8 protein-coding genes are annotated in these 9219 nt (G+C 63.1%); 3 read left to right on the forward strand and 5 right to left on the reverse strand.

The genetic code is table 11. The features are described 5' to 3' along the window. On the forward strand, positions 1 to 880 hold an 880-nt coding region (locus tag QZ266_RS14735; RefSeq protein ID WP_295696468.1), incomplete at its 5' end, for a pyridoxal-dependent decarboxylase. Between the two features lie 56 nt (positions 881 to 936). On the opposite strand, the gene QZ266_RS14740 is transcribed toward QZ266_RS14735, so the two are convergent. The 4 genes from QZ266_RS14740 to tpiA form a co-directional block, all read right to left on the reverse strand. After that, positions 937 to 2565: a CTP synthase gene (locus tag QZ266_RS14740; protein ID WP_295696469.1), complete on the reverse strand. Its 1629-nt coding sequence runs from the start codon at positions 2563 to 2565 to the stop codon at positions 937 to 939. 76 nt (positions 2566 to 2641) lie between these two features. Further along, entirely contained in the window at positions 2642 to 2968 is a 327-nt protein-coding gene (gene secG, locus QZ266_RS14745; protein WP_295696471.1) for a preprotein translocase subunit SecG, read from the reverse strand. A 90-nt stretch (positions 2969 to 3058) separates the two neighbouring features. Continuing rightward, positions 3059 to 4108, reverse strand: a complete 1050-nt coding sequence (locus QZ266_RS14750; RefSeq protein ID WP_295696474.1) for a response regulator receiver protein — start codon at positions 4106 to 4108, stop codon at positions 3059 to 3061. 77 nt (positions 4109 to 4185) lie between these two features. Further along, the gene (tpiA, locus tag QZ266_RS14755; protein ID WP_295696476.1) at positions 4186 to 4935 is read right to left on the reverse strand and encodes a triose-phosphate isomerase; all 750 of its coding nucleotides are present in this window, start codon (positions 4933 to 4935) and stop codon (positions 4186 to 4188) included. A 175-nt stretch (positions 4936 to 5110) separates the two neighbouring features. Between tpiA and QZ266_RS14760 the strand changes: the two genes are divergently transcribed. Beyond that, complete coding sequence (locus QZ266_RS14760; RefSeq protein ID WP_295696478.1) at positions 5111 to 7048, forward strand: peptidylprolyl isomerase; 1938 nt, start codon at positions 5111 to 5113, stop codon at positions 7046 to 7048. Next, entirely contained in the window at positions 7045 to 8541 is a 1497-nt protein-coding gene (gene trpE, locus QZ266_RS14765; RefSeq protein WP_295696480.1) for an anthranilate synthase component I, read from the forward strand. Before QZ266_RS14760 ends, trpE begins: the two co-directional genes overlap by 4 nt. Here trpE and QZ266_RS14770 read toward each other — a convergent pair. Further along, positions 8527 to 9219: divergent polysaccharide deacetylase family protein (locus QZ266_RS14770; RefSeq protein WP_295696482.1), on the reverse strand; the 693-nt coding region annotated here is incomplete at its 5' end. The genes trpE and QZ266_RS14770 overlap by 15 nt on opposite strands.

The following is a 9219-nucleotide window of genomic DNA, read 5'->3' on the forward strand; positions in this document are numbered from 1 at the left end:
GCGCATCTATGCCTCGGCCCAGGCCCATTCCTCGATCGACAAGGCGTGCTGGGTCGCGGGGATTGGCCAGGACAATCTGGTCAAGATCGCCACCAGCGATGATTACGGCATGGATCCGGAGGCCCTGCGCGCGGCCATCCGTGCGGACCGGGCCGCCGGCCATCTGCCAGCCGGTATCGTGATCTGCGTCGGGGGCACCTCAATCGGCGCCAGCGACCCGGTGGCAGCGGTCATCGATGTCGCCAGGGAGGAAGGCCTCTACACCCATATCGACGCCGCCTGGGCGGGCTCGGCGATGATTTGTCCGGAATTGCGCGACACCTGGGCAGGCGCTGAACAAGCCGACTCAATTGTCTTCAATCCGCACAAATGGCTTGGCGCACAGTTCGACTGTTCGGTGCAATTCCTGAAGGATCCAACCGACCAGCTCAAATCCCTCACCCTGCGTCCCGACTATCTGGAAACCCCAGGCATGGATGACGCGATCAATTATTCCGAATGGACCATCCCGCTGGGCCGCCGCTTCCGCGCCCTCAAGCTCTGGTTCCTGATCCGCGCCTACGGGCTGGAAGGCCTGCGCACCCGCATCCGCAACCATATCGCCTGGTCCAACGAGGCCTGCGAGACCATCCGCGCCCTGCCCGGCCTCGAGATTGTCACAGAGCCCCGCTTCAGCCTGTTCAGCTTTGCCTGCGCGGCGGGCGATGAAGCGACGGCAGACCTGCTGGAACGCATCAACAGCGACGGCCGCACCTATCTCACCCAGACCCGCCATGACGGCCGCTATGTGATCCGCTTCCAGGTCGGGCAGTTTGACTGCACGCGGGACGATGTGATGACGGCTGTGGGGGTGATTGAGGAGTTAGGTGGCGAAGGCTGACCTTGCCATCCCGGATGGATATCCGGGATGGCAATAGGTGCTTGAGGCGCCCGCCCCTAAACCATCCGGCTCTGATGCAGCGCCGCGGCGATAAAGCTCGCAAACAACGGGTGCGGTTCGAACGGGCGGGACTTGAGTTCCGGGTGGAATTGCACGCCGACGAACCAGGGATGGTCCGAAATCTCGACGATTTCCGGCAGCACGCCATCGGGTGACAGGCCGGAGAAGGTCAGGCCGCAGGCTTCCAGCTTGTCCTTGTAGCCGACATTCACCTCATAGCGGTGACGGTGGCGTTCCTCGATATGGGCCTCGCCATAGATCTCGCGGACCTTGGAGCCTTCCTTGAGGACGGCCGGATAGGCGCCGAGACGCATTGTGCCACCCATGTCGTCACCGGCGGTCCGGGTTTCGACTTCATTGCCGCGGGTCCACTCGGTGAGCAGACCGATTACCGATTCGCCACTGTCGGAAAACTCCGTCGAAACGGCATTGTCGACGCCGGCGAGATTGCGCGCCGCTTCCAGCACCGCCATCTGCATGCCGTAGCAAATCCCGAAGAAGGGGACCTTGCGCTCGCGGGCAAAGCGGGCCGCGGCGATCTTGCCTTCGACACCGCGCTCGCCGAACCCGCCCGGGACAAGCACGCCATGAACGTCTTCGAGCGGTTCGAACGGGTCGTCCTTCTCGAATTGCTCACTGTCGAGCCATTTGAGTTTGACCTTCACACCATTGGCGATACCGCCATGGGCGAGCGCTTCGATCAGGGATTTATAGGCGTCCAGCAGGCCGACATATTTGCCGACCACACCGATCGTGACCTCGCCGTCCGGATTGGCGATCGTCTCGGAGATGGCCTGCCAGCGCGACAGGTCCGGTGCCGGGGCATCATCAATGCCGAAGCAGCGCAGGATCTCGGTGTCGAGCCCCTGGGAGTGATATTCCAGCGGCACATCATAAAGCGAGGCCGCGTCCCGGCCCTCGATGACGGCGCTTTCCTTGACGTTGCAGAAGCGCCCGATCTTGCGCTTGTCACCCGGCGGGATCGGGATCTCGCAGCGACACAGCAGGATATCCGGCTGGATACCGATCGAGCGCAATTCCTTCACCGAGTGCTGGGTCGGCTTGGTTTTCATCTCGCCGGCGACCTTGATGAAGGGCAGCAAGGTGACGTGCAGGAAAACCGCATTGTCGTCGCCCAGCTCCTGGCCGAGCTGACGGATAGCCTCGAAGAAGGGCAGCCCTTCAATGTCGCCGACCGTGCCGCCAATCTCGCACAGGACGAAATCGACATCTCCGGCATCGGAGAGGACGAATTGCTTGATCTGATCGGTGACGTGCGGAATGACCTGCACGGTCGCGCCGAGATAATCGCCACGACGTTCACGCTCGATGATCCGGGAATAGATCCGGCCGGTGGTGATATTGTCGGCCTGGCTCGCGGCAACGCCCGTGAAGCGTTCATAATGGCCGAGATCGAGGTCGGCTTCCGCCCCGTCATCGGTCACATAGCATTCGCCATGCTGATAGGGCGACATCGTGCCCGGATCAACGTTGAGATAGGGGTCCAGCTTGCGCAGGCGGACTTTATATCCACGCGCCTGAAGCAGGGCTCCGATAGCGGCTGAAGCGAGGCCTTTTCCCAAGGAGGAGACCACGCCGCCCGTAATAAAGATATATCGCGGCATGGGCCGTCTGATTATCCCAGATTCGGACGCGTCGAAAGACGCGAGTTGAAATATGTGATGATTAAAAGAGGAAGGACTAGCCGTCCGTCGGCACCGGAGCGCCTGTTTCCTCTTGTTCAACAATGCCGGTCGCCGGATTGTCGATCTCGGTATCGAACACGCTATTCCCGTCCGCCGTGACGCCGGTCACGATGGCGAGCAGGATCGAATTGCCGATGAAGACCGCGGCGAGGATCATGGTCGTCCGGGTCAGGATGTTCGCAGCGCCACGGCCGGACATCATGCCGCCGCCACCGCCGCCGCCGCCGATACCCAGGGCCCCGCCTTCCGACCGCTGCAGCAGAATGACGCTGATGAGACCAAGGGCGACCAGAAGCTGGATGATCAAAAGAACTGTGGTCATGAATACCGCCATGTGTCAGGCCGCGCCGCCCGGTCGGGCGGCTCGGCCGTGGATATAGGGAGTTTCCGGTGCGGTGTCAGCACCGCCCGGTCACATGGCGGCGCGTTTTATATCAGGCGAACCTTCTTGGCCAGCATCGTCTGCGGTTTCCGCTGCGGCTTCCTCGGCGATCAGGACCGCCTTGCGCCTCGCAGCCTCGGCACGCGCCTGCAGGCGCTTGCGCAGATTGGACACTGTCCGACCGATCTCGTCCTTGGACCGCTCGATCGTGTCGCCATTGGCGAAAGCTGCATAGGTGCCCATCGCCAATTCCTTGACGAGTTTGAGAATACCGGCATCCGCATTGCGCCCATCGCCCAGCGCGCCAATCTGATCGAGCAGGGCTTCGGCGACTTCGGCGGCCTCGCGGCGCCCTGCCCGCAGCACATGGGCTCTCAGCTCGCGTGCGGCGCGATCGAGGTCCTTGATGTCCAGGGCAACAGGAACCTTGCCCTCTTCTGTCTTCTTGGAGGCTTCCAGCTCAACCGAAATGACGATCCGCATCGCCACACGGCGCACGCGTTCCGTTGTCACGGCTTCCCGCGCCTCGCGGACCCATTGCTGGGCATTGTTCAAAGCCTGCTCGTCATTCTCGACCGTTGCCTTGAGAAAATTCGGCACCGTGATCAGCGGCGCATCGGTCGAGCGCTCGCTGTCCTTGCGGCGATCCGGTCCGATATAGTCGGACGTCACCACAAAATCCTTGCGACCCCGGATCAGCGTCTTGACCCGCTCCTCGGCAAACATGGTCGAGAAGGGACGCACGATGACATCATCGGCGCCGCACTCGATCGCCTTGCGGATATGACCGGTATCACGGCTCCAGGTCGTCAGCAGGAAGACGACAAATGGATTGGATCCCACATCACCGCGACGGACGGAGCGCACCAGATTGAAAATATCCTTATCATTCGCGCTGGCTTCGGCGACGATCAGGCTCGGTGCTCCCTCGGTGATTCCATTCTTGAAATCGGCCATGGAGGCAACGCATTCAATCTGACGGAAGCCAATCTCGAAGAGCGCGTAACGACTCGTCCGCTGGTTGACGTGAATCGGGTCGAACAACAGGACGGAAGCCCGGGTGTAGTCGATTTCGGCCATACTCGGTTCGGCTCCCCAAAAGCGGCGAAACAGGAAACATCAGGTTTCAACACTGCCGCAAATAGGTTTCGATCCACTTACCGGACTAGTTCGGATTTGCGACCGGCCGCCTCGATAATGGCTGAAAAATCAGTGGATTTCAGGCTTGCACCCCCGACGAGCGCGCCATCCACATCGTCCAGACTGAGCAGGTCTTTCGCATTCCCCGGTTTTACCGAACCACCGTATAAAATACAGGTAGTTAGCGGTTCCGGAAGACGCTCGCGAATGGCCTCGTGCATGGCTGCCACATCCTCGACAGACGCGGTCAAACCGGTCCCGATTGCCCAGACCGGCTCATAAGCTATTACCAGTGTCATCCGGTCCGGATTTTCCGGCAAGGAAGCCGCGAGTTGAGACGCTACGACCTCGATCGCGCGCCCGGCCTCCCGCTCCTCGCGGGATTCACCGACACAAATCACCGGCACCAAGCCGGCCTGAAGCGCGGCCTCGGCCTTGGCCCGGACAAGCGCGTCGCTCTCGCCATGATCCGCGCGGCGTTCAGAATGGCCGAGGATCACATGGCTGGCCCCCGCCTCACGCAACATGGCCGCCGAGACATCACCGGTATGGGCCCCTGACACCGCGGCATGACAATCCTGCCCGCCGACGCGCATTTCACTGCCGGTACAAGCGCTCGCAGCCTGGGCGAGCAAGGTCGCCGGGGGGCAGATCAGGATGTCCGCGTCCGCCTCCTTCGCGACCGGGGCCACCGCGTCAAAGAAGCCGAGGGCCGCAACGGACCCGTTCATTTTCCAATTGCCAGCAATGAGTGTGCGACGCGTCATTTTGCTTCCCCGACCGGCTGATCCCGTCCCCTAGATGCGCGGCAGGAGTAATCATCAAAACCGGGCTTCGCAACGGGGCGCACCGACAATCGCAGAACAACCGCCCCTCGTGCTTGCGACCACCTGACCGCGCCGCTACCTTCCGCGCGACGTTTTTCAAAGGCATTTCGGTTCCATGCTGTCCAATTTCCGGTCTTTCGCCCAGTCGCCTCTCGCACTGGTCATCATCGTTCTTCTCGTCCTGGCCTTCGCCATCGCCCTGCCCAGCAGTGGCGGCATCTTCACCGGCAGCGGTGATGCCGTGGTCACGGTGGGGCCGGAGCGGATCAGTCAGCGCGAGCTGTCCAGCGCCTTCAATGGCGAGGTCCGGCGCCTGCAGGACCAGGATTCCTCGATCACCGCCGAGCAGGCGCGAGCCGAGGGACTTGGCGAACAGGTCCTGCAGCAGCAGATCACCCTCGCCGCCTTTGCGGCCCGGGCCCGTGAACTGGGACTGGAAGTGTCCAATCAGGCCATTGTGCGCGAAGTCGCCGACATTCCGGCCTTCCTCAACCCGGTTACGGGAGAGTTTGACCGCGATGCGATGACCGCCGCCCTGCGGCGCGTGGGCATGAGCGAAGACCAGTTTGCCGACAATATCGAAGGCGACCTGCTGCGGACCCAGCTCATTGCGACCCTGGCCGGCCTCTCCGGTTCACCCGACCAGATGGCCCAGACCCGCTATCTCGTGGCGGAGGAACGCCGCCGTGTGACCGGGCTGGTGATCGACGCCTCGACGGCCGATGAAATCGCCGACCCCACCGATGAGGAATTGCAGACCTTCATCGAGGAGACGCCGGGGCAGAACGGGCAACCGCTCTTCACCCGACCGGAATTTCGGGCCTTCACGCTCGTCCGCCTGCAATTGCAGGACTTCATCCGTGATGTCGCGATTGACGAGACCTTCCTGCGCGACACCTATGAGTATGAGCGCTCCACCGGTCGCCTTGGCACCCCGGCGATTCGCAGCTTTGCCCAATTGAACACCCAGGATGAAGCCACCGCGCAGGCCGCCGCCGAGCGCCTGAGCGCCGGCGAAGCGCCCGCAGCCATTGCCGCTGCACTCGGGCTCGGCGCACCGCTCATTCAGGAAGACGTCCAGGTCGGCGATATTCCCGACAGCCAGCTTGCTGAAGCCGTCTTCGGCATGGCCGCCGAGGAATCCGCCGCCATCGAAGGCCGGTTTGCCTGGAGCGCCGTCCTGGTGACCGCCGCCGAGGAAGCCTTCATTCCAAGCTTTGAAGAAGAGCGTGATCGGTTGCAGACCAGCGCTGCACAGGCCCAGGCGACCGATGATCTCTACGACGCGGTCGAGCGCTTCGAAACCGCGCGCGCGGACGGCGCAATTCTGGAAGTCGCGGCCGAAACTGCCGGGGTTCCGCTGGAAATCTATCAGCCCCTGGCCCTGAACTCGATCGACGAGGATCTGGGATTTGACGGCGCCCGCTATCAGTCTCTGGCTCCGGAACTCCTGCCGGCCGCCTTCGATTCGGTGGAAGGTTTCGCGATCGATCTGCGGACATTCAACGACACCGACTTTTTCACCCTGCGTGTCGACAGCATCGTCCCGAGCCGTCCGTTCGAACTCGAAGAAATCCGCGATCAGGCCGAAAGCCGCTGGCGCTCCATCCAGGTCGACACCCAGCTCCGCGCCCGCGCCGAGGACGCGCTGGCACAGCTGGAAGCGGGCGATGACATCGAGCTTGTCTCCCTGACGACCGGCGGACGCACTGAAACCTCGACCCTGCAACGCGGCCAGACCGCGGGGGCCTTCTCTCAGCTGGCCATGTCGACAGCGTTCAATATGAGCGTCGGCGATACTGACATGCTGCAGGTCGGTGAAGGCACTTATCTGCTCATGACGCTCAATGAGATCATTCCGGCCGATATCGCGGATGCATCCGATCTGGAGATGGACGGGATCAGCTCGACCATCGATGCCCAGCTGGGCGATGACGTGCTTCAGGCCACCCGCGACTACCTGGTGCGCGAATACGGCATCACTGATGAATCCGTCGATGCCCGCCTGTTCTCGCTGGCGATTGGCGAGACCGACCCCAACGCACCGCGATGACACCCCACGCGCCGATCACGCCCGATTTCCGGACGGTCGCCGAGCGTCTGGAGCGGGGTGAAACCTGTGTCCTGCAGGCGCGTCGTGTGGACGACCTCCTGACGCCGGTCGCGGCCTATCTGCGGTTGGCGGCGAACCAGCCCAACAGCTTCCTTCTGGAATCGGTTGAGGGCGGGGCCTGGCGGGGACGGTATTCCGCCATCGGCCTTGACCCGGACCTGATCTGGCAATGCCGGGACGGCGTCGTCTCCCAGGCCAGCGGGATGGATGTCGCCGCGCGCAAATTCACGCCGCTCGAGACCGAACCGATGACAGCCCTGCGAGCAGTCATCGAAGCCGCCCATTGCCCCTTGCCCGATGATGCGCCTCCGCTCGCCTCCGGCCTGTTCGGCTATGTCGGGTATGACATGGTGCGCTATCTTGAGCGCCTGCCGGACGGTGCAGCACCGGATCCGCTGGGCCTGCCCGAATCCGTGCTGCTTCGGCCCCAGACCATGGTTGTCTTCGATGCCCTAAAACAGGAAATCCAGGTCTATTGCCCCGTGCGGCCCGGTGAGTACTCGGCCCGCGAAGCCTATGACGCGGCCGTCGAACGCCTGCAGACCACACTGCAACGCCTGGCAGGTGCCACACCGGAGCTCGCCAGACCTGACGGCGAACTCGGCGAACGCCAGTCCAACCGGACACCCGATGATTACCGCGCGGCGGTAGACAGAGCGCGGGACTATATCCGCGCCGGTGACGCCTTTCAGGTCGTGCCCAGCCAGCGTTTCTCGGCAGATTACCCGGCCGACCCGTTCTGGGCCTACCGCTCCTTGCGCCGGCTCAACCCCTCGCCCTTCCTCTTCTTTTTCCGCTTTGACGGATTTGAGGTTGTCGGGTCCAGCCCTGAAATCCTGGTCCGGCTGCGTGATGATGTGGTGACGATCCGCCCCATCGCCGGTACGCGACCGCGCGGTCAGACACCGGCCGAGGATGATGCCTTCGAGGCCGACCTGCTGGGCGATCCGAAAGAGCGTTCGGAACATCTCATGCTGCTCGATCTGGGCCGCAATGATGTCGGACGCATCGCCAAGCCCGGGACGGTCCGCATCACTGCGCGCGAGATTGTTGAACGCTACAGTCACGTCATGCACATCGTATCCAATGTCGAGGGTGATCTCGCGGACCAGCAAGACGTGGTCTCCGCCCTGTTCGCCGGTTTCCCGGCCGGGACCGTGTCCGGCGCGCCGAAGGTCCGGGCGATGGAAATCATTGACGAGCTGGAACCGCATCGCCGCGGTGTCTATGCCGGTGCCGTCGGCTATTTCAGCGCCGATGGCGGCATGGATACGGCCATCGCGCTGCGAACCGCCGTGTTCAAGGACGGCCGGATGTATGTCCAGGCCGGTGCCGGAGTAGTCCTTGATAGTGATCCGGAATCCGAGCGGGTGGAAACGGTCAACAAGGCAGCCGCCCTGTTCCGCGCTGCCGAGGACTCACTCGGTCAGTGAGGCCTGAAGACCGGGCTCGGCGACAAAGAGGGAATCGGCCAGCGCGCTTGTGGTCACGAATTCCAGGTCAGCGACCGCATCGCTCGAGAGCCAGGCCTCCAGCACCGCCAGTGTCAGATCATGCGGATGCCCGATCATGACCGCATAACCAGTGTCGCGTGCACGCTCCGCCGCCTCGTCAAGGCGCGCGCGTATGGCGGCGGCATCCAGATCATGATCGAGGAAGATATCGCGCTGCAGCGTGCGCAGTCCGAGACCGGATGCCACCGCACCGCCCCGGCTGTGGGCGGTCGTCAGACTGTCCAGGAAGACCGGATCATCATGCGAGATGGCGAAGAGCGCCACGCGCAATGCCCGGGGATCAGCCGTGAACCGGCTCCCCATGTGATTATTGAGCCCCACCGCGCCAGGCACTTGTGCCATGGCCCAGCGCATGCGGGCCTGAAGATCGATATCGCTGAGGCCGATCCGCAGCGCATTCGGACCGGGATCGGCCAGGCCGACCGGCTCCATCGGCATGTGCAAGAGCACGTCATGCCCCGACTGGCGCGCCAGGGCGGACAAGGGGGCCGCCGCTTCGGCATAGGGCAGAATCGCCACGGTCACCGGAACCGGCAGGGCCAGAACCCGCTGGGCGGCGTCCACGTCGAGACCGACATCATCAATCACCAGCACCAG

This window comes from uncultured Maricaulis sp., from assembly GCF_905480005.1.
Classification (GTDB): domain Bacteria; phylum Pseudomonadota; class Alphaproteobacteria; order Caulobacterales; family Maricaulaceae; genus Maricaulis.

What these genes read in the sequence shown, in the direction of transcription:
- QZ266_RS14740 (WP_295696469.1), bottom strand. Translation starts at nt 2,565, where the DNA reads ATGCCGCGATATATCTTTATTACGGGCGGCGTGGTCTCCTCCTTGGGA.
- trpE (WP_295696480.1), top strand. Translation starts at nt 7,045, where the DNA reads ATGACACCCCACGCGCCGATCACGCCCGATTTCCGGACGGTCGCCGAG.
- tpiA (WP_295696476.1), bottom strand. Translation starts at nt 4,935, where the DNA reads ATGACGCGTCGCACACTCATTGCTGGCAATTGGAAAATGAACGGGTCC.
- QZ266_RS14760 (WP_295696478.1), top strand. Translation starts at nt 5,111, where the DNA reads ATGCTGTCCAATTTCCGGTCTTTCGCCCAGTCGCCTCTCGCACTGGTC.
- QZ266_RS14750 (WP_295696474.1), bottom strand. Translation starts at nt 4,108, where the DNA reads ATGGCCGAAATCGACTACACCCGGGCTTCCGTCCTGTTGTTCGACCCG.
- secG (WP_295696471.1), bottom strand. Translation starts at nt 2,968, where the DNA reads ATGACCACAGTTCTTTTGATCATCCAGCTTCTGGTCGCCCTTGGTCTC.